Source organism: Pandoraea sp. XJJ-1 (assembly GCF_026802345.1).
GTDB classification, from domain to species: Bacteria; Pseudomonadota; Gammaproteobacteria; order Burkholderiales; family Burkholderiaceae; genus Pandoraea; species Pandoraea cepalis.
Map to the genome: position 1 here is coordinate 2,164,175 of NZ_CP113827.1, position 20,207 is coordinate 2,184,381.

Annotated in this window: 19 protein-coding genes; 9 read left to right on the forward strand and 10 right to left on the reverse strand. The window is 64.2% G+C overall.

The features are described 5' to 3' along the window. Nucleotides 1–4: 4 nt before the first annotated feature. The 7 genes from OYT13_RS09880 to OYT13_RS09910 all read right to left on the reverse strand — a co-directional run bounded on the left by OYT13_RS09880 (nt 5) and on the right by OYT13_RS09910 (nt 6,914). Nucleotides 5–1,054 carry a bifunctional UDP-4-keto-pentose/UDP-xylose synthase gene (locus OYT13_RS09880; protein WP_017232278.1) on the reverse strand — a complete coding sequence of 350 codons (1,050 nt, stop codon included), beginning with the start codon at nt 1,052–1,054 and terminating at the stop codon, nt 5–7. A 7-nt stretch (nt 1,055–1,061) separates the two neighbouring features. Next, entirely contained in the window at nt 1,062–1,985 is a 924-nt protein-coding gene (locus OYT13_RS09885; RefSeq protein ID WP_039829885.1) for a formyltransferase, read from the reverse strand. Continuing rightward, on the reverse strand, nt 1,982–3,004 hold the full coding sequence (locus OYT13_RS09890) for a glycosyltransferase (protein ID WP_268567643.1): 1,023 nt from the start codon (nt 3,002–3,004) through the stop codon (nt 1,982–1,984). The genes OYT13_RS09885 and OYT13_RS09890 overlap by 4 nt, the downstream gene beginning before the upstream one ends. Further along, a complete protein-coding gene (locus OYT13_RS09895) occupies nt 3,001–4,167 on the reverse strand; it encodes a DegT/DnrJ/EryC1/StrS family aminotransferase (RefSeq protein WP_261938703.1) in 1,167 nt (388 codons plus the stop codon). The genes OYT13_RS09890 and OYT13_RS09895 overlap by 4 nt, the downstream gene beginning before the upstream one ends. Before the next feature lie 88 nt (nt 4,168–4,255). After that, entirely contained in the window at nt 4,256–4,627 is a 372-nt protein-coding gene (locus OYT13_RS09900; protein ID WP_017232274.1) for an SMR family transporter, read from the reverse strand. A 143-nt stretch (nt 4,628–4,770) separates the two neighbouring features. Then, entirely contained in the window at nt 4,771–6,531 is a 1,761-nt protein-coding gene (locus OYT13_RS09905; protein WP_017232273.1) for a glycosyltransferase family 39 protein, read from the reverse strand. Further along, complete coding sequence (locus OYT13_RS09910) at nt 6,528–6,914, reverse strand: Mth938-like domain-containing protein (protein ID WP_017232272.1); 387 nt, start codon at nt 6,912–6,914, stop codon at nt 6,528–6,530. The genes OYT13_RS09905 and OYT13_RS09910 overlap by 4 nt, the downstream gene beginning before the upstream one ends. A 324-nt stretch (nt 6,915–7,238) precedes the next feature. On the opposite strand from OYT13_RS09910, the gene OYT13_RS09915 reads away from it, so the two are divergent. Genes OYT13_RS09915 through moaE form a run of 6 tightly spaced genes read left to right on the forward strand, consistent with a single transcriptional unit; the run spans nt 7,239 to nt 13,417 of the window. Further along, entirely contained in the window at nt 7,239–8,465 is a 1,227-nt protein-coding gene (locus OYT13_RS09915; RefSeq protein ID WP_017232271.1) for a pyridoxal phosphate-dependent aminotransferase, read from the forward strand. Nucleotides 8,466–8,502: 37 nt separating this feature from the next. Continuing rightward, the gene (locus OYT13_RS09920) at nt 8,503–9,813 is read left to right on the forward strand and encodes a homoserine dehydrogenase (RefSeq protein WP_017232270.1); all 1,311 of its coding nucleotides are present in this window, start codon (nt 8,503–8,505) and stop codon (nt 9,811–9,813) included. 40 nt (nt 9,814–9,853) lie between these two features. Continuing rightward, nucleotides 9,854–11,320 (forward strand): threonine synthase, encoded by a 1,467-nt coding sequence (gene thrC / locus OYT13_RS09925; protein WP_268567644.1) that lies wholly within the window; start codon nt 9,854–9,856, stop codon nt 11,318–11,320. A 53-nt stretch (nt 11,321–11,373) separates the two neighbouring features. Beyond that, nucleotides 11,374–12,585, forward strand: coding sequence for a molybdopterin molybdotransferase MoeA (locus OYT13_RS09930; protein ID WP_268567645.1), 1,212 nt, complete (start codon nt 11,374–11,376; stop codon nt 12,583–12,585). A 39-nt stretch (nt 12,586–12,624) separates the two neighbouring features. After that, nucleotides 12,625–12,882 carry a molybdopterin converting factor subunit 1 gene (gene moaD / locus OYT13_RS09935; RefSeq protein WP_017232267.1) on the forward strand — a complete coding sequence of 86 codons (258 nt, stop codon included), beginning with the start codon at nt 12,625–12,627 and terminating at the stop codon, nt 12,880–12,882. Nucleotides 12,883–12,934: 52 nt separating this feature from the next. Next, nucleotides 12,935–13,417, forward strand: coding sequence for a molybdopterin synthase catalytic subunit MoaE (gene moaE, locus OYT13_RS09940; RefSeq protein ID WP_017232266.1), 483 nt, complete (start codon nt 12,935–12,937; stop codon nt 13,415–13,417). 57 nt (nt 13,418–13,474) lie between these two features. Here moaE and OYT13_RS09945 read toward each other — a convergent pair whose 3' ends face one another. After that, nucleotides 13,475–13,873 (reverse strand): group III truncated hemoglobin, encoded by a 399-nt coding sequence (locus OYT13_RS09945; protein ID WP_268567646.1) that lies wholly within the window; start codon nt 13,871–13,873, stop codon nt 13,475–13,477. Between the two features lie 371 nt (nt 13,874–14,244). On the opposite strand from OYT13_RS09945, the gene clpB reads away from it, so the two are divergent. Both clpB and OYT13_RS09955 read left to right on the forward strand, forming a co-directional pair. After that, entirely contained in the window at nt 14,245–16,881 is a 2,637-nt protein-coding gene (gene clpB / locus OYT13_RS09950) for an ATP-dependent chaperone ClpB (protein ID WP_017232264.1), read from the forward strand. 222 nt (nt 16,882–17,103) lie between these two features. Then, nucleotides 17,104–17,598, forward strand: coding sequence for a gamma-glutamylcyclotransferase family protein (locus OYT13_RS09955; protein WP_268567647.1), 495 nt, complete (start codon nt 17,104–17,106; stop codon nt 17,596–17,598). A gap of 127 nt (nt 17,599–17,725) precedes the next feature. Here the strand turns inward: OYT13_RS09955 and OYT13_RS09960 are convergent, their stop codons facing one another. After that, nucleotides 17,726–18,172 carry a VUT family protein gene (locus OYT13_RS09960; protein WP_268567648.1) on the reverse strand — a complete coding sequence of 149 codons (447 nt, stop codon included), beginning with the start codon at nt 18,170–18,172 and terminating at the stop codon, nt 17,726–17,728. Beyond that, nucleotides 18,169–19,035, reverse strand: a complete 867-nt coding sequence (locus tag OYT13_RS09965) for an NADPH-dependent 7-cyano-7-deazaguanine reductase QueF (RefSeq protein WP_268567649.1) — start codon at nt 19,033–19,035, stop codon at nt 18,169–18,171. The genes OYT13_RS09960 and OYT13_RS09965 overlap by 4 nt, the downstream gene beginning before the upstream one ends. A 240-nt stretch (nt 19,036–19,275) precedes the next feature. On the opposite strand from OYT13_RS09965, the gene OYT13_RS09970 reads away from it, so the two are divergent. Then, a complete protein-coding gene (locus tag OYT13_RS09970) occupies nt 19,276–20,187 on the forward strand; it encodes a DMT family transporter (RefSeq protein ID WP_039829890.1) in 912 nt (303 codons plus the stop codon). Nucleotides 20,188–20,207: the final 20 nt, after the last annotated feature.

The following is a 20,207-nucleotide window of genomic DNA, read 5'->3' on the forward strand; positions in this document are numbered from 1 at the left end:
TTCCTTACTCGGCCTCGACCAGACGGCGCGCTTCGGCGACATGGCCACGATACGCTTCGAAAATCTTGCGCAACGCGTCGTCCATCGACGTGGTCGGTGCCCAGCCGAGTTCCTGCATGGTGTTCTCGATCTTCGGCACGCGATTCTGCACGTCCTGATAGCCGTTGCCATAGTAGGCGCCCGACGAGGTCTCGACGAGTTGAACCTTCTTGGCCGTGTCAGCGTACTCGGGATATTCGGCGGCCAGCTTGAGCATCATGTTGGCCAGCTCGCGCACCGAGAAGTTATTCGTCGGGTTGCCGATGTTGTAAATCTTGCCGCTGGCAATGTTGTTCTTGTTATCGATGATGCGCACCAGGGCGTCGATACCGTCGTCAATGTCGGTAAAGGCGCGTTTCTGGCTGCCGCCGTCGACCAGGCTGATATTCTCGCCGCGAGCAATGTGGCCGAGGAACTGCGTGACTACGCGCGACGAACCTTCCTTCGGCGTGTAGATCGAGTCGAGGCCGGCGCCGATCCAGTTGAACGGGCGGAACAGCGAGAAATTCAGGCCTTCCTGCATGCCGTAGCCCCAGATCACACGATCCATGAGCTGCTTCGAACACGCGTAGATCCAGCGCGGCTTGTTGATCGGGCCATAGATCAGCGGCGAGTTTTCCGGATCGAACTCGCCGTCGGTGCACATGCCGTAGACCTCGGAGGTCGACGGGAACACCAGGTGCTTGCCGTACTTCACGGCCGAGCGCACGATCGGCAGGTTCGCCTCGAAGTCGAGTTCGAACACACGCAGCGGAGCCTTCACGTAGGTGGCCGGCGTGGCGATGGCGACGAGCGGCAGAATCACGTCGCACTTGCGAATGTGGTACTCGACCCACTCTTTGTTGATCGTGATGTCGCCTTCGAAGAAGTGCATGCGCTCGTGGTTGATCAGATCGCCGAGGCGATCGGTGAGCATGTCCATGCCATAAACTTCCCAGTCGGTCGTCTCCAGGATGCGCTTCGACAGATGGTGGCCGATGAACCCGTTGACACCGAGAATCAGGACTTTTTTCATATTGCGGTCAGTGATTGAGCTGGGAAAACTGTGCCGGCGTGACTGCTTTGCCGTCCAGCATTAGTTCATGAATGACGACAGCATTTGCGTCGCCACAAACGCCAAGGAGCGCATTATCCACTACTTGCAGTCCGCAGGGCAAACCGGCGGGCGCCGGCGCGCGTGACAAACGGGCGTGCGTGACAACCCAGCGACGGTCCGCCACATCGGTAAACGCCCCCGGATAGGGCGGCGCGACCGCGCGAATGAGGTTGTAGACGTCTTTTGCGGGCTTCGACCAGTCGATGCGGCCGTCTTCCGGCTTGCGTCCGCCGAAGTAGCTACCTGCGCTCAGTTCGTTCACCTGTCGCGGTGCCGTGCCGGCGATCAGGCCTGGCAGGCAGCGCCAGAGCGTCTGCTCGGCGGCGACCGTGACTTTCTCGAAGACCTCGCCCGCCGTATCGTCCGGCAGGATCGGCACGGCGGTCTGGTCGATGATGGCGCCGGCATCCGGCTTGGCGGCCATCTCGTGCAGCGTCGCGCCCGTTTCCGTTTCGCCCTTCAAAACGGCCCAGTTCACCGGTACGCGGCCGCGATACTTCGGCAGCAGCGACCCGTGCATGTTGAACGCGCCGCGCGAGGCGATTTCGAGCACCGCCACGGGAATCATGTGGCGATAGTAAAAGGAAAAGATGAAATCCGGCGCGATGGCGCGCAGTTGTGCGGCGAGCGCGGGATCGGCCGGATCGTCGGGGGTGACGACTGGGATACCGTGCTCGGCGGCGACACGGGCCACGCTGCCGAACCAGATGTTCTCGTTCGGATTGTCCTGATGGGTGACGACGAGTGCGACGTCGACACCGCGCGCGAGCAGCACCTGCAGGCAGCGCACGCCCACGTTGTGATACGCAAAGACGACAGCTTTGGCGGCTTGGGGCACTGGGGCGCTCATGAGGCGTGCGATCCCAGTTCCGTGGCGCCGGTCGTCTGACGCACGCTCGACGTCACGCTGGTGCCCTTGTCTGATTGGCCGGACGACGGGTCCTCCAGCACCGCTTGTACCAGATAGCGCGGACGCTGGCGAACCTGCTGATAAATGCGGCCGATGTACTCGCCGAGCAGGCCCATGCCGAACAGAATCACGCCCAGCAGGCAGAACGTGACGGCGAACAGCGTGAACACGCCCTGAACTTCCGAGCCGAAGAGGAAGCGGCGGGCCATCAGCACGACGAACAGCAGACCGGAGGCCGCCGACAGCGTGATGCCGACGCCCGAGAGCCACTGCAACGGCACCACCGAGAAGCCGGTGACGAGGTCGAAATTCAGACGAATCAGGCCATAGAGCGAATACTTCGACTCGCCGGCGAAGCGTTCTTCGTGGGCGACGTCGACTTCGGTGGGGTTCTGCGCAAACGTGTAGGCCAGCGCCGGAATGAACGTGTTGATCTCACGGCACTGATTGACCGTGTCGACGATATGACGGCTGTAGCCGCGCAGCATGCAGCCCTGGTCGGTCATGCGAATGCGCGTGATGCGCTCACGCAAGCGGTTCATCGCGCGCGAGGCATGGCGGCGGAACCATGTGTCCTGACGGTTCATGCGCACCGTGCCCACGTAGTCGTGCCCGGCCGCCAGTTTCTCGACGAGCTTGCCGATTTCCTCGGGCGGGTTCTGCAGGTCGGCGTCGAGCGTGACGACCCATTCGCCACGCGTGTGTTCGAAGCCGGCCAGGATGGCCATGTGTTGTCCGTAGTTGCCGTTGAACAGCACCACGCGCGTCGTGTCCGGGCGCGCACGGAACTGCTCGGCAAGCAAGGCGGCCGAGCGGTCGCGGCTGCCGTCGTTGACGAACACCACTTCATAAGCCACGCCCAGCTTGTCGAGCGCCGGATACAGCCGGGCGAAGAGGGCGGCGAGTCCGGCCTCTTCGTTATATACCGGGATGACGATGGAGAGTTGGGGACAGGTCATTTTTGATGGTCGGCGCAGAGGGCGTTGACGGCTTCGCAGACGCGCGCAACGTCGGCATCCGCCATGGCGGGGAAGAGAGGCAACGTCAGGATCGAACGGCCCAGACGCTCCGTATGCGGGAACTGCCCTTCCCGGAAGCCGAGCCCGCGGTAGAGCGTAAACAGGTGGATGGCCGGGTAATGCACGCCACTGCCGATGCCGCGCGCCTTGAGTTTTTCCATGAAACCCGCGCGGTCGATCGTGAGGCGCGCCAGCGGCAGCTCGACCTGGAACATGTGCCAGTTCGAGTTCGTGAAGTCGGCGTGCGGCAGGCCGAGGCCAAGCGCCACGGCCGCGCCGCCCGCGAACGTGTCGAAATACAGCCGCGCCAGCGCCGAGCGACGGCGGTTGAATTCCGCCAGATGCGGCATCTGGCCGAGGCCCACGCGTGCAGCGACGTCCGTGAGGTTGAACTTGCCGCCGAGCACGTCAACGTCCATGCCATCGAAGCCGGTGCGGGTCACGCCCTGCAGACGGTACTTCTCGGCCAGGCGGGCTTCGTCCTCATTGTTGAAGACGAGCGCGCCGCCTTCGATGGAGGTCAGGTTCTTGTTGGCGTGGAAGCTGAACGAGACGAGGTCGCCGAAGGCACCGATGCGCTTGCCGCCCCATGTCGAGCCCATGGCTTGCGCGGCGTCCTCGATCACGCGCAGGTTGTGACGGCGCGCGATGTCGTACAGCCGGTCCATGTCGAGCGGCAGCCCGGCCAGATAGACCGGGATGATCGCGCGCGTCCTGGGCGTGATCGCCTTTTCGAGCAGATCGAGATCGAGATTGCGGGTCGCCGGGTCGACGTCGACGAATACGGGCGTCGCGCCGACTTCCAGAATCACGTTGGCCGTGGCGACCCACGACAGCGACGTGGTGATCACTTCGTCACCGTCTTGCACGCCGGCGAGGCGCAGGCCGATTTCCAGCGTCGCGGTGCCCGAGTTGAAGACGCGCACCGGGCGTCCGCCAAAATAGTCGGACAAGGCCTTCTCGAAGGCCTGCACTTGCGGGCCGGAGGTGATCCAGCCAGAACGCAGCACCTCGGTAACGCCGGCGATGGTGGCGTCGTCGATGCTCGGCCGCGTGAACGGCAGAAACGGAAGATTCGGTTGGGCGGTTGCCGAGTCGCTCATGATTAAGACCAAGCCTCAGATAAACAGGGGGAGACGCGCCAGCGCTTGCTTGTTGCGGCGCGTCCGTGATTTCGGTCCGTCAGCAGCCTTAGCTGCGCGCAAGAATATAAACGCCGACCAGGATGATGCCGATGGCGACGACACGCTGCATGGACAGCGCCTCGCCAAACAGGTACCACGCGGCAAAGGCATTCACCACGTAGCCGAGCGAGAGCATCGGGTACGCGATCGAGACCTCGACGCGCGAGAGTGCCAGAATCCAGACGACCACGCTGATCGCATAACAGACGAGCCCGCCCATGATCGGCACTTGCGTGGCCAGCTTGAGGCCGATGGGCACGATGTTGGCACGCGTGAACTCAAGCGCGCCGATCGAGCTGGCGCCGGCCTTGAGCAACAACTGGGCGCATGCATTGAGCAGTACGCCCGTGAGAATAAGTGAAAATGTGGCGAGATTCATGGAACGTTGATGAACGTTTGTGAATAATTATGGATACCGCAAATGGGCTGGCGCTTAGTTTCCCTAAGCGCATCAGCCTGTTGTCGTCGCTGTCTCCGGCCAAAGCCGTCAACGGCAAACGGATCGAACGAAAGCCAGATGCGCTATTTTACGTTGTCTTCCGCCTGCGGTTTGGCGATTACGATACGGCGCGCGTCACGCGCGACGATCCGCATGGGCAAGTGCTCGGTTTCGAGCTTGCCGAACGTGTCCGGATCGACCAGCGCGAGCGCTTTCGGGGCGGTGCGCCAGCGGGCGTAGAAGTCGTCGAGCGTGGGCAGCCATTTCTGCGGCTCCTGCTTCACACCGAATTCCAGTTCGTCCGGGTGCTGCACCATGATCATCGTGCGGCCGAGGTAGTACGGCAGGGTGTGATCGAGCACATTGACCGAATAGAACGGCACATTCGGCCCGAGACGCTGCATCTCGGCCTTGATGGCCGGCACGAGCAACACGCCTGAGCTTTGGCGCCCGAACACTTCGTGTCCCATGCCGCCGACGCTCACGAGCAACAGCATGCCGCCGGCAAAGGTGAGCAGCGCGCGCCGCGCGCTATGGCGCGCCAGTCGCCATGCCACGAGCGTGCCGGCCAGGCCGAGGCCGATCGCGACATACAGCCAGATCTGGAACGCCTTGTACAACTCGTTCGGATTGCGCACGTTCCCGGGGCGTCCCGCGAAGATGGCCACCATCACGAGCGCGGCAATCAGCAGGATCGCATAACCGGCCAGGTGCAAGCGCACGGTGTCGCGCCGCAATTGCGCCAGATACAGGCCGACGAGCAGCGCCATGGCCGGCGCGATGGGCAGCAGATACGAGATCAGCTTCGAGTGCGAGGCGCTGAAAAACACGAAGATGAACGCCGACCACACCCACAGCATCAGCGCGGGGGCGAAACCGTTGGGCTGGCGGGGCATGCGCAGCGTGGCGCGTACGGTGCCCGGCAGGACCGACAGCCAGGGCAGGAAGCCGACGAGGAACACGGGCACGAAATACCACGGCGCGCCATCGCGGTTATGGCCCTCCATCGCGAAGCGTCGGAAGTGCTCGTTGATGAAGAAGAAGTCGAAGAATTCGGGGTTGCGCATTTGCACCAGCACGAACCACGGGGCCGCCAGCGCGAAAAAAACGATCAGGCCGCTGCCCAGGTACAGGCGTCGCCACAAGGCCCAGTCCCGTGCAATGAGCGTATAGAGCACGAGCACGGCGCCCGGCAGCACGATGCCGACGAGCCCCTTGCTCAGCACGGCGAGCGCCATGGCCGCCCAGCACAGCCACATCCAGGCGCGCACGGCGGGGCGCGCAAGCCCCGGGCGCTGTGCCAGCAGCAGGGCGCACAGCGAGAGCCCCATGAAAAACGACAGGCCCATGTCCAGCACGTTGAAGTGCCCGAGCAACGACCACAGCGGCGCGCTGGCGAGTGCGACGGCCGCGAACAGACCCACGCGGGCATTGAACACGCGCCGGCCGGTAAAACCGACCATCAGCACGCCCGCGAACCCCGTGAGCGCGGTCCACAGCCGGGCTTGCCATTCCCCAAGCCCGAATGCCGCGAACGTGAGCGCATTCATCCACGTTTGCAGCGGCGGTTTCTCGAAATACTTGTAGCCGTTGTAGCGCGGCGTGATCCAGTCGCCCGTGACCCACATCTCGCGCGCCATTTCCGCGTAACGGCCTTCGTCGCTCGCGATCAGGTGGCGGTAGTCGAGCACGCCGAACCACACGAGCGCGAACGCCACGAGCAGTAGCCAGAAAGCGGTCGGCGAGAGCGGGTAGGCCGCGGGCGGCGAGGCGGGGGCGGGCAGGGGAGAGGACGCGAGGGGGGCGGCAGCCTGCAGGCCGGAGGCGAGCGGGCGGCGGCTCACGCAGTCGCCTCGGTCTCGATGAGCAGGGCGAGCACGACGCGGCGCCCTTCGCTCATCAGGATGTTGTAGGTGCGGCAGGCGGCCTGGGTGTCCATGGAGTCGACGCCAACGCGCCGGCTGGTGAGCGACGTGGTCAGGCGCGGATGCGCGAAGCGCAGGCGCTCACCGCTGCCGAAGATCACGACTTCGGGGGCGAGGGCATGCAATTGGTCGAAATGGGCGGATTCGAGCGCGTCGAAGCGCGACACCGGCCAGGCCTGGATCTCGCCCTCGGGCGCAATGATCACGCTGTGCTCGTGACGAATCTTGTTGACCTCGACATAGCCCCGGCCGTAGCCGGTGACCGTGTTCAATGCTTGCGACGGGTCTTGATGCAGTTTCACTTTAGAAAGATTCCCTGCCCAGGGCTTGCCCCGGGGGTGGATGCACGTCGGCAGATCGTTCAACGGGCGGGCATCTTGCCTCGCATGGCGCAAACCGTCAATGATGCATTGCCGAACTCTGTCATAATTGGCTAAATTATAGCTTTTTGCCGTACGCAGCACGGCAAAACCGTTGCAGTGCGGCATTTGCCACGCCTAAACCGGGGAAATGCGGTGCCCTGTGCGCTTCGCGCACATCGCCGTCCGATCGCCGGTGCGTCGTGCGTCCCGCCTGCCTGCCGGCTCGTCCGAACCCCTGCGCCGCCCGCCAAGACCACAACCGCCGTGAAACCGATCCTCAAATCGCTGAAATTGCAGAATGTCTGCTACGACATTCGTGGACCCGTGCTCGAACATGCCAAGCGCATGGAAGACGAGGGTCATCGCGTCATCAAACTGAACATCGGCAATCTGGCGCCGTTCGGTTTCGAGCCGCCCGACGAGATCGTGCAGGACATGATCCGAAATCTGCCGAATTCGGCCGGTTATTCGGACTCGCGGGGCGTGTTCGCGGCGCGCAAGGCGATCATGCACTACTGCCAGCAAAAGCGCATCAAGGACGTCCAGCTCGACGACATCTACCTCGGCAACGGGGCCTCCGAGCTGATCGTGATGGCCATGCAGGCGCTGCTCAACGATGGCGACGAGGTGCTGGTGCCCGCGCCCGACTACCCGCTCTGGACGGCCGCCGTCAGCCTGTCGGGCGGCACGCCGGTGCATTACGTCTGCGACGAGCAGGCGGACTGGCAGCCGGATCTCGCCGACATCCGCAAGAAGATCACGCCGAATACGCGCGCGATCGTCATCATCAACCCGAACAACCCGACCGGCGCGCTGTACTCGGACGAACTGCTCAAAGACATCGTCGCCCTCGCGCGTGAGCACAAGCTCATCATTTACGCCGACGAGATCTACGACAAGATCGTCTACGACGGCGCGGAGCACACCTCGATCGGTTCGCTGTCCGAGGACGTGCTCACCATCACGTTCAACGGCCTGTCCAAAAGCTATCGCGCGTGCGGTTACCGCGCGGGCTGGATGGTCGTGTCGGGCGACAAGCGTCCGGCGAGCGACTACATCGAAGGGCTGAACATCCTGGCCTCGATGCGCCTGTGCCCGAACGTGCCGGGCCAGTACGCCATCCAGACGGCGCTCGGCGGCTACCAGAGCATCAAGGACCTGATCGTGCCGGGCGGACGCCTGTACGAGCAGCGCGAGATCGCGCACCGCATGCTCACCGACATTCCCGGCGTGACCTGCGTGAAGCCGAAGGCCGCGCTGTACCTGTTCCCGCGTCTCGATCCGGCGATGTATCCCATCGCCAACGATCAGGACTTCATTCTCCAGTTGCTGCTTGAAGAGAAGGTCCTGCTGGTGCAGGGCAGCGGCTTCAACTGGATGCATCCCGACCATTTCCGCGTTGTGTTCCTGCCTCACGAGGGCGACCTGGAAGACGCCATCAGTCGCATTGCCCGCTTCCTTGACGGTTATCGCCGTCGCCACGGCAAGTGATGCGCGCCACCCGATTTCGACTTTTGAGTAAAACCGCATGAAACCGATCAAAGTGGGCCTGCTCGGCCTTGGCACGGTAGGCTACGGTGCCTTCCAGGTACTGGCTCGCAACCAGGAAGAAATTCAACGTCGCGCCGGCCGGGGGATCGAGATTACGAAGGTCGCAGTGCGCAATGTCGAACGCGCCCGAGGCCTCGTGGGCAGCGCCGCTGTCGTGACGGGCGATCCGTTCGACGTGGTCAACGATCCGGACATCGATGTCGTGGTCGAGACCATCGGCGGCTACGACCTCACGAAGGAACTGGTCCTCAAGGCGATCGAAAACGGCAAGCACGTGGTCACGGCCAACAAGGCGCTGCTGGCCCTGTACGGCAATGAGATTTTCGCTGCCGCGCGCAAGGCCAACGTGATGGTCGCCTTCGAAGCGGCCGTCGCTGGGGGCATTCCCATCATCAAGGCGCTGCGCGAGGGCCTGACCGCCAACCGCATCGAATGGATCGCCGGCATCATCAACGGCACCACGAACTTCATTCTTTCGGAGATGCGCGACAAGGGCATCGACTTCGACGTGGCCCTTGCCGACGCGCAGCGTCTGGGCTACGCGGAAGCAGACCCGACGTTCGACATCGAAGGCGTTGATGCCGCGCACAAGCTCACGCTCATGAGCGCCATCGCGTTCGGCGTGCCGGTGCAGTTCGAGCGTGCCTATGTCGAAGGCATCACCAAGCTCTCGGCGCTGGACATCAAGTATGCGGAGGAGTTCGGCTACCGCATCAAACTGCTGGGCATCACGCGTCGCACCGAGGCCGGTATCGAATTGCGCGTGCATCCGACGCTGATTCCGTCCAAGCGCCTGATCGCCAACGTGGAAGGCGCCATGAACGCCGTGCTGGTGCAGGGCGACGCCGTGGGCGCCACGCTGTATTACGGCAAGGGTGCGGGCGCCGAGCCGACCGCCTCGGCCGTGGTGGCCGATATCGTCGACGTGACGCGTCTGCAAACGGCCGATCCGGAGCATCGCGTGCCGCACCTGGCGTTCCAGCACGACGCGCTGTCGAACACCCCGGTGCTGCCCATCGACGAGGTCACGACCAGCTACTACCTGCGTCTGCGCGTGGTCGATCGCGCGGGCGTGATGGCGGAACTCACGCGCATCCTCGCCGATCTGGACATCTCCATCGACGCCTTGCTGCAGAAGGAATCGCGCGAGGGTGAGCATCAGACCGACATCATCATCCTGACGCACCAGACCCAGGAGAAGCACATCAACACGGCCATCGCGAAGATCGAGTCGATGGACACCGTGCTCTCGAAGGTCACGCGCATCCGTATGGAGGCGCTCAGCTGAGCGCCGGCCACACGAACCGATACGACAGGACACGACCCACATGAAATACATCTCCACGCGCGGCGCGGGCCTGACCTCGGGCGAGCCGCAATCGTTCTCCAGCATTCTGCTGGGCGGCCTGGCCCCGGATGGCGGTCTGTATCTGCCGACGCAATACCCGCAGGTGACAGCGGACGAGCTGCGCGCCTGGCGCCAGTTGTCGTACGCCGAGCTGGCCGCGAAGGTGTTGGCCAAATTCGCGGGCGACATTCCGGCCGAGATCCTGGCCGACCTGACGGCGCGCACGTACACCGCCGAGGTGTACCGCAATGTGCGTCCGGGCGAAGACGCGGCCGACATCACGCCGCTGCTGCCGCTGGGCGACGAAGGGGGCACGCAGCTCTCGCTGCTGGCGCTCTCGAATGGCCCGACGCTGGCGTTCAAGGACATGGCCATGCAGTTGCTGGGCAACCTGTTCGAGTATGCGCTGGCGCAGCATGGCGATGCACTCAACATTCTCGGCGCGACGTCCGGCGACACCGGCAGCGCGGCCGAGTACGCCATGCGCGGCAAGGAAGGCATTCGCGTCTTCATGCTCTCGCCGGCCGGCAAGATGAGTGCGTTCCAGACGGCCCAGATGTACAGCCTGCAGGATCCGAACATCTTCAACCTCGCGGTGGAAGGCGTGTTCGACGACGCGCAGGACATCGTCAAGGCCGTGTCGAACGATCACGCCTACAAGGCGCGCTACAAGATCGGCACGGTCAATTCGATCAACTGGGCGCGGGTCGTGGCGCAGGTCGTGTACTACTTCAAGGGCTACTTCGCGGCGACGGGCGGTCAGTCGGGCCAGGACGGCGAGGTGTCGTTCACGGTACCGTCGGGCAACTTCGGTAACGTTTGCGCTGGCCATATCGCCCGCATGATGGGCCTGCCGATCCGCAAGCTGGTCGTGGCCACGAACGAGAACGACGTGCTCGACGAATTCTTCCGCACCGGTCACTACCGCGTGCGCAAGTCCGCCGAAACGTTCCACACCAGCAGCCCGAGCATGGATATCTCGAAGGCGTCGAACTTCGAGCGCTTCCTGTTTGACCTGCTCGGCCGCGACGCGAACGCGACCGCCGAGCTGCTCTCGAAAGTCGAGCGCGAAGGCGGCTTCGACCTGTCGGGCACCGAAGCCTTCGCTCGCGTGGCACAGTTTGGTTTTGTCTCGGGGCGAAGTACGCATGCCGATCGCGTGGCGACGATCCAGGACGTCGCCAAGCGTTACGACGTGGTCATCGACACCCACACGGCCGACGGTGTGAAGGTCGCGCGCGAAGCGCTCGAACCCGGCGTGCCGATGGTGGTGCTCGAGACCGCCCAGCCGGCGAAGTTCGCCGAGACGATTCGCGAGGCGTTGCATCGCGAGCCGCCGCGCCCGGCCGGCTTCGAGCAGCTCGAATCGCTGCCGCAGCGCTTCGAGACGGTGCCGAACGACGTCGCGAGCGTGAAGGCCTATATCGCCGAGCACACCGGCCTGTAAGGCGGCGCTCGCCCTGTCCCCCTGATGTCTCCCTTGACTTGCGCGCCTTCACCATGCTGAGTACACAAGACGCCCTGGATGCCGTGCTGGCAGCAGCCCGACCGCTGGATCGGCAGGAGACGGTCGACACGCTTGCGGCCAACGCTCGCGTGCTGGCCGCCGACGTGATCGCCACGCTGGACGTGCCGCCGATGGATACGAGTGCCATGGACGGCTACGCCGTGCGGGTCGCGGACCTGGTCGGGGACGAGACCGTGCTGCCGGTCTCGCAGCGCATTGCGGCGGGGCACGCCCCTGAACCGCTCGCCCGCGGCACGGCGGCGCGCATCTTCACGGGCGCGCCGGTGCCGCCGGGTGCCGACGCCGTCGTCATGCAGGAGCAGTGCGACGCGCGCGAGGACGGGACCATCGTGATTCGCCATAGGCCGGCGGTCGAGGAGTTCATCAATCGGCAAGGGTCGGATATTCGCCGTGACAGCGTCGTGCTTGCCGCCGGAACCCGGCTGAGGGCCCCGGCGCTGGGGCTCGCGGCGTCCGTAGGCATGGCGAAGCTGCAAGTCGCACGTCGCTTGCGTGTGGCCGTCTTCTTCACCGGTGACGAGCTGACCATGCCTGGCGAGGCGCTGCGTGCAGGCAGCATTTACAACTCGAACCGCTTCGTGCTGCGCGGGCTCCTGGAGAATCTGGGCTGCGAGATGACCGATTACGGCATCGTGCCCGACAATCTGGCCGCCACGCGCGCGATTCTGCGCGACGCGGCGCGCAGCAACGACCTGATCATCACGTCCGGCGGCGTGTCGGTGGGCGAGGAGGATCACGTCAAACCCGCCGTGCAAGCCGAAGGCCGCCTCAATCTGTGGCAGATCGCGCTCAAGCCGGGTAAGCCGCTGGCGTATGGCGAGGTCAATCGGGCTGGCGGCGAGACGGCGCATTTCATCGGCCTGCCCGGCAATCCGGTGTCCAGCTTCGTGACGTTCCTGCTGTTCGTGCGCCCGTTCATTCTGCGTTTGCTGGGCGCGACGGCGGTGACGCCGCGTCGCATTCCCATGCGCGCGGACTTCACGCAGACGAAGGCGGACCGTCGCAATGAATTCGTGCGCGCCCGTATCAACGAGCAGGGCGGCCTCGACGCGTTTCCCAACCAGAGCTCGGCGGTGCTGACGTCGACCGTGTGGGGCGACGGCCTCATCGACAATCCGCCGGGGCATCGTATCGAAGCCGGCCAGACGGTGGCGTTCCTGCCGTTCTCCGACCTCCTATATTGAGAGACAGGTGCGTCGCCGATGCGGCGTGCCAGCCAGACTATGCAGATCGAACTTCGTTTTTTCGCCAGCGTCCGCGAGGCGCTCAATGTCGCTGAGGAGCGTGTGGATGTTCCCGCCGGGATTGCCACGGTGGGCGACGTGCGCCAGTGGCTGTGCGGCCGTGGACCGGTGTGGGCCGAGACGCTCGGCGCACAGCGCGCGCTGCGCATGGCGCTCGACCATACGATGGTGCCGGCGGCCACGCGGCTGACCGACGGTTGTGAAGTCGCGTTCTTCCCGCCCGTGACGGGCGGTTGAGCCGCATGTCGTCGCCAGCGTAGCGATTCACGGGACAGGAGATACCGCCAGCATGCCGATTCGTGTACAGACCGAGGATTTCGACCTGTCGGAGGAGATTCGACGGCTGCGCGCAGGCGATCTGCGCGTGGGGGCCGTGGCGAGCTTCGTGGGCACGGTGCGCGATTTGAACGACGGCAACGACGTTTCGCGCATGACGCTCGAGCACTATCCGGGCATGACGGAGAAGGCGCTCGCGGCGATTGTCGAGCAGGCGTGCGCGCGTTGGCGCTTGTTCGACGCGCTGGTGATTCACCGCTACGGCGAACTGGGCCCCGGCGATCAGATTGTGCTCGTGGCCGTCACGTCCGCCCATCGGGGGGATGCGTTTGCTGCCTGCGAGTTCATCATGGACTATCTGAAGACCGAGGCGCCCTTCTGGAAGAAGGAAGCGACGCCGCAGGGCGAGCGCTGGGTCGATGCGCGCGAGACGGACACGGCAGCACGCGAGCGCTGGGCGACCGAAGGGGCGCCCGAGTCGACTGGTAACCGCTGATTTCTTCTTTGATTATCAAATAACATCGGCGAAGATTTCCCATCATCGCCGATCGTGTCATTCTCGGGGCCGTGCAGGCCTCGCCTGCTTCACGCTGTCGAGTAGCGCCCGTTGCGCCGGGGGCAGCGTGTATTCCCATCCGAACAGATTCAACTGAAGGCTTTCCGCGATCCGGATGGCCGGTTCCGCGAAGGCGAAGGCGGCCTGCGGTTCGAAGAGCCTGTCCAGCGTATCGAAGAAGAGGGCGAGCCAGCGGCTGAAATGCTCGCCGCTCAGGTGGCCGAACGGCTGATGCGCCTGCGTCACATTGCCGCGGTAGCGTTTGGCGCCGAGCACGATGCTGGACCAGAACGCCACCATTTTTTCCAGATGCATATCCCAGCGGCCTTCGAGCGCCTGCCGGAACACCGGGCCGAGCATCTCGTCGTCGCGGATGCGCCCGTAGAAGGTGTTCACGAGCAGTCGCACGGCGTCTTCGTCGATCTCGGCGAGGCGCGTTGCGGGCCACGGATCCGGCGGCTGGCGGGAGGTTTGTGCTGACATTTCGAGTGGCACCCGGGCGGGCGCGCCGGCACTTCTCGACGTTCTACCGTCAGCGCGACGCGTGGTGCGGGAGGCTGAAAATCGCTATTATGAGCTTCAATGCCGGGCGTGTCCCGCGGTCGTTTCACGCTCCCCGTATGGCGTCATCTCGCCCGATGCTGGGGCGGGTGCTGACCCGTTCCGGCCTCGCACGACAATGTCAATCGTCGCGCTGCCATGCCCCTTGAAACCGCAGGGGCTTGTCCGCACATCCGATCCAGAAAGATTTCTTACCGGAGCCCTAGATGCGACAAGACAAATTCACCACGCAGTTCCTGGAAGCGCTGGCTGATGCCCAAAGCATGGCAGTCGGTCGCGACCAGCAATACATCGAGCCGCTGCATCTTCTCGCAGCGCTGCTTGCTCAACCCGAGGGCGCCGCACGCTCGTTGCTGCAGCGCGCCGGCGTGCAGGTGCAGCCGCTCGCGCACGACATCGAGACGGCCCTCGCGAAGCTGCCGCAAGTTCAAGGCACCGACGGCAACGTCCAGGTCGGCCGTGAACTCGCGGGCCTGCTCAATCAGGCCGACAAGGAAGCGCAGAAGCATGGCGACAGCTATATCGCCAGCGAAATGTTTCTGCTCGCGCTGGCCGACGACAAGGGCGAAACGGGCAAACTGGCGCGGGCGCGTGGCCTGACGCGCAAGTCGCTCGAAGCCGCCATCGAAGGCGTGCGCGGCGGACAATCCGTCAACAGCCAGGATGCCGAGAATCAGCGCGAAGCCCTCAAGAAGTACACGCTGGATCTGACCGAGCGCGCGTCGCTTGGCAAGCTCGATCCGGTGATCGGCCGCGACGACGAAATTCGTCGCACGATCCAGATTCTGCAACGCCGCACGAAGAACAACCCGGTGCTCATCGGTGAGCCGGGGGTGGGCAAGACCGCCATTGTGGAAGGACTTGCGCAGCGCATCATCAATGGCGAAGTGCCGGAGTCGCTCAAGAACAAGCGCGTGCTTGCCCTGGACATGGCGGGGCTGCTCGCCGGCGCGAAATTCCGTGGCGAATTCGAAGAGCGGCTGAAGAGCGTGCTGAGCGACATTGCCAAGGATGAAGGGCGCACGATCCTGTTCATCGACGAAATTCATACGATGGTGGGGGCCGGCAAGGCCGAAGGCGCCATGGACGCGGGCAACATGCTCAAGCCGGCGCTCGCGCGCGGCGAATTGCATTGCATCGGCGCGACCACACTCGACGAATACCGCAAGTACATCGAGAAGGACGCCGCGCTGGAGCGTCGTTTCCAGAAGGTGCTCGTCGACGAGCCGAGTGTCGAGGCAACGATCGCGATTCTGCGTGGCTTGCAGGAGAAATACGAGCTGCACCACGGGGTGGAGATCACCGACCCGGCCATCGTGGCGGCGGCGGAACTCAGCCAGCGCTACATCACCGACCGGTTCCTGCCGGACAAGGCCATCGACTTGATCGACGAGGCCGCGTCGAAGATCAAGATGGAAATCGACTCGAAGCCGGAAGTGATGGACAAGCTCGACCGTCGCCTGATCCAGTTGAAGATCGAGCGCGAAGCCGTCAAGAAGGAAACCGACGAAGCCTCGCAAAAGCGCCTGGCGCTGATCGAGGAAGAGATCTCGCGCCTGGAACGCGAGTACGCCGACCTCGAAGAAGTGTGGACCGCGGAGAAGGCGGCGGTACAGGGCAGCGCCCAGGTCAAGGAAGAGATCGAGCGCGTGCGTGCCGACATTACGAAGCTGCAACGCGAAGGCAAGCTCGACAAGGTGGCTGAACTGCAATATGGCAAGCTGCCGCAGCTCGAAGCCCAGTTGAAGGACGCCGACGCGGCGGAAGCGGCGGGCCAGCAGTCGCATCCACGCCTGTTGCGCACGCAGGTGGGCACCGAAGAGATTGCTGAAGTGGTCTCGCGGGCGACCGGCATCCCGGTCTCGAAGATGATGCAGGGCGAGCGCGAAAAGCTGCTCCACATGGAAGACAAGCTGCACGAGCGCGTGATTGGGCAGGACGAGGCGATTACCGCCGTGGCCGACGCCATCCGGCGTTCGCGTGCCGGGCTGTCGGATCCGAACCGTCCGTATGGTTCGTTCCTGTTCCTCGGGCCGACCGGTGTGGGCAAGACCGAGCTGTGCAAGGCGCTGGCGATGTTCCTGTTCGATGCCGACGATCACCTCATCCGCATCGACATGAGCGAGTTCATGGAGAAGCACAGCGTCGCTCGGCTGATTGGCGCGCCTCCGGGCTATGTCGGTTATGAAGAGGGCGGCTACCTGACGGAAGCCGTGCGTCGCAAGCCGTACAGCGTGATCCTGCTCGACGAAGTCGAAAAGGCGCACCCGGATGTGTTCAATGTGCTGCTGCAAGTGCTCGACGACGGGCGCATGACCGATGGCCAGGGCCGCACGGTGGACTTCAAGAACACGGTGATCGTGATGACGTCGAATCTCGGATCGTCGATGATTCAGTCGATGGTCGGCGAGCCGCAGGACCGCATCAAGGATGCCGTGTGGGGGGAGATCAAGGATCACTTCCGTCCGGAGTTCCTGAATCGGATCGACGAAGTCGTGGTGTTCCACGGTCTCGACCAGAAGCACATCGAGTCGATTGCCACGATCCAGATCGAGATCCTGCGTCAACGTCTGGCCAAGCTTGAAATGACGCTCGACGTGACCAAGGCGGCACTCACGCATGTGGCGCGGGAAGGCTTCGACCCGGTGTTCGGTGCGCGGCCGCTCAAGCGGGCGATCCAGCAGGAAATCGAGAACCCGATCGCCAAGCTGGTGCTGGCGGGCAAGTTCGGGCCGAAGGACACCATCCCGGTCGACTGGCGCAACGGGCGATTCACGTTCGAGGGCGACGCCGCCGGGCCGGTGACCGAAGCGGCCGAAGCGACGCCACCGGCCGCCGAGTAAGCGCGAACGCGGTTCCTGCAACCCGCTTGGACCGCATGATCCGTCCCCGCGTATTGCAATGTGCGCGGGGATTTTTTTACTTCAGGGGTACGCGCGATCGTGTCCGCCGTCGGTCATCAGGACGACGATTGGCTCGGACAGAGGACGTGTTGGGCACGGCATGCGCAGTTCAGGGCCGACGCGTTGTCTGCTTCCCCACTTTTTCCGATTTGGATGCTGGTGATGAATACTGCAACGCGTGACCGGGTCGACGCCCACGATGCCTATGACTCGCAGGACGAGGGGGTCTACGTTTTTGTCTATGGCACGCTGCGTGCCGGCGAAATCAACGACGTGTCGTATGCCGCCGAGCGACACGGCATCGAGGCGCCGGTCTATGTCGGCACCACATCACTCGGCGGGCGGCTGTACGATTTCGGGGACTATCCGGGCATGGTGCTCGACGCCACGGCGTGCGACGGCCACAGCGCAGGCCGCGTCACTGGCGACGTCTATCGCATCGCAACGGCACTGGTCCCCGTGCTCGACGAGATCGAAGCCGTGTATCCGGGCGAGGCGGGGTTGTTCGTTCGAGACATGCGCGAGGTCGCCTGTGACGGCGCGACCTACGCTTGCATCGTCTATCCGGTGAGCGAATCGGCGGTCCACGCATTGCCGCAGATTGCCGATGGAGACTGGGTCAAGTATCGTCGCGCGCGCGACGCCAACGCGGCGTAATCCTGGTGTAGCCGTGGTGTCGCTGCGGCACGGCTGTGACAGCGCGAGCGACATGCGCTATTGAGTCTCGACGGATTGCCGCGGCATCGATGCTCGAAAGCGGAATGGATTGAGCGAGGTGCCGACGTCACGACACCGATGCCAGGAACATATGCGCAATGGCCTCGTACCAGTGACGCTGCACCTCGTCCGTGAAGCCGGTTTCTGCCGCCCAGGCTGCTTCGGTGGGCAGCCGGGTCATCAGCCAGAGAAATCCGATCATCGCCAGATTGGCCGCGAGTCCGCTCCAGATCACGATGCGGCTGATGCGATAGCCGTAGACCTCCGTGAGCACCGACGCAAAGAGGTAAGCAAACGGGAAGCTGATGAGGGCGGCCGAGAATGTCAGCCGTAACGGCTCGTCGCCGACCGACCAGGGCAGCGCGACCTCGCATACGCGAGCGCCCAATGCGTTCGAGATCAGCAGGAAGCTCACGAAGGCGATCGCAAGCACGATGACGGCGGGCGTCATGCGCGTGGCCTGGCGTGCGGCGAGCGCTGCGGGCAGCGGGGCAGGGGAGATCGTCGAGGTCATTGGCGAATGGTGCGCAGATTGGTGAGGGCGATGGCATGTGTGGAGCGCACGGGATTGATATCGAGTCCGTAACGCCGCGTGAAGCGTGCGCCGACTGCCAGTCGCGTTGGCGCGCATCGCGTGAGCACGTCACTGAAGAGCGTATCTACGCAGTGCTCGATCAGCATCGCGCTATGGCGAAACGACAGGACGTACGCGAGCAGTGCGCGGCGACAGATCGGCGCGCCGGTATAGTCGAACCAGACGGTTCCGTAGTCGACGCCGCCGGTGAGCGGGCATCGCACGCTCAACAGGTCGGAGACCAGGCATTCGCGAATCGGCGAGGCCAGCGCTCCATCGGCGTCGCTGGCGAGGCAAAGGGCATGAGCCTGCACGCCACCGCGTATCACGCTGACCGGCGCGAGGTCGAGACTCTCCGTGCCCGGCCCGCAGGCGGCCGTGGTGCGAACGGCTTGCCTGACCGGTGTCGTGCGCACCAGGACATACGCTTGCAGGCAGCGCGATAATTCGCCCGCCACGTGCGCTTCCAGCGCGTCGGGAGATTCGAAGCATCGCTCGCGCAACGTCAGGAAATAGCGTTGCGCGTCCGACATCTCCAGCGTGTACGGGGAATCGCACGGAATCACGATTTCCGCCACGGCGATCTGGGGGCGCTCATGCATGTCGAGCCAAGCGACCTCATAGTGATTCCATAGGTCGTAACCGCGTGGCACCACGGCGGGCGATGCGTGCAGTGAGGTCGTCTGGGTGGGAGGGCGGGTGCGGAGAATCGGATGAATGACGGTCTGGTGAGTGAGAGGTCGCCCGTCGGACGGAGGGCGGACCTCGCGAGGAGAGACGGCGCGTGAATCGTGATACGTCATGAGTATGAAATCTCCGATCGATCGGTCAGTCACCATAGCGCGCGACCACTTGCTTGCTCAATGCGCCGATTCCGAAAATGGACCGTGCGTGACCCGCCATGGCGGGCGATACGGGTTGACGATGAACGCCACTGTGCCGTTGCCGCCATGTCCGATTTTGACCAGCAGGCCTGGCGTCGATGTGGGACGATTCACGCGTTCCCATTCTTCCCGGCGGCCAACCGTGCCGTCATGCCGACTATGCGTTCGTCCGACATTGCCCGTTTGCTGACGCTCTCCGCCATCTGGGGCGCGAGCTTTCTTTTCATGCGCATCATCGTCCCTGTGCTCGGGCCGCTGCCCACGGCGTTCCTTCGCGTGACCCTGGGCGCCATCGGTCTGGCGGTCATCCTGCTGGTCATGCGCGTGCGCTGGGAGTTCAAGGGGCGGCTCGGGGCGTCGATGCTGCTCGGCGTCATCAATTCCGGCATTCCGTTCGCGATGTACTGCCTCGCCGCGCGCGTGCTCCCGGCCGGTTACTCGGCGATTCTCAACGCAACCACGCCGTTGATGGGCGTCATCATCGGCACGTTGTTCTTCCGTGAGCGCCTGACGGGAGCCAAGGGGTTGGGCGTGTTGCTCGGGCTTGTCGGCGTGGCCGTATTGACGCGGGCCGGACCGGTCACGATGTCGGGGCCGGTGGTCATTGGGGCGTTGGCGTGTCTCGTCGCCACGTCCTGCTATGGCCTGGCGGGCTATCTGACCAAACGCTGGATTTCCGACCGGGGCGGCCTCGATGCGAAGCTGGTCGCCTTCGGCAGCCAACTGGGGGCGGCCGTCGTGCTGCTGCCGTTCTTCGGCTACGTGTCGGCAACGTCCGGCATTCCCGGCCCGGCGACCGGCGGCGTCTGGGCCGCAATGGCCGCACTCGGCTTCCTTTGCAGCGCGGTGGCCTACATGATGTTCTTCCGCCTGATCGCGGATCTGGGCCCGTTGCGCTCGCTGACCGTGACGTTTCTCATTCCGCCGTTCGGTGTGCTGTGGGGCGCCTTGTTCCTGAATGAAGCGGTCACGATGGCGCACGTTGTCGGCGGCTGTTTCATCGCGCTCGCCGTGTGGTTCGTATGCAAGCCGCCCAGGGCGGCGACGGCAGCCCGTCGGGCCGCATCGTAACCACCGCGCCCGCGCCTGTT